The organism is Paenibacillus xylanexedens, assembly GCF_007676705.1.
Classification (GTDB): domain Bacteria; phylum Bacillota; class Bacilli; order Paenibacillales; family Paenibacillaceae; genus Paenibacillus; species Paenibacillus xylanexedens_C.
This window is the reverse complement of the sequence record NZ_VEBF01000605.1, coordinates 1-241: the sequence shown is the minus strand read 5'-3', so window position 1 is coordinate 241 and position 241 is coordinate 1. Positions and strand designations below refer to the sequence as shown.

The 241-nt window shown below is 51.9% G+C and carries 1 protein-coding gene; it reads left to right on the top strand.

The features are described 5' to 3' along the window. Window positions 1–58: 58 nt before the first annotated feature. The coding region (locus FS628_RS32340) for a hypothetical protein (RefSeq protein WP_440131326.1) at window positions 59–241 on the top strand (183 nt) is incomplete at its 3' end.

The following is a 241-nucleotide window of genomic DNA, read 5'->3' as shown; positions in this document are numbered from 1 at the left end:
AAGGGTATGGCGGGTGGTCAATGGGGTAGGAGGTATTAAAGAAGAGAGGGGGGGGAAGGTGGTTGAAGCTTCGGAAGAGTTAGGGTATGTGGGGAGGGGAGTTGCTGGGAGTTTTGGGAGAAGTAAGAGGGGTAAGGTTGGTGTAGTGTTGGGTTATGTTGGGAAAGGGGAGGTGTTGTGGGGGTATTTTTTGTGGGAAATGGTGAGTGGGATTGGGAGGAAAGGGAGAGAGAATGGGATG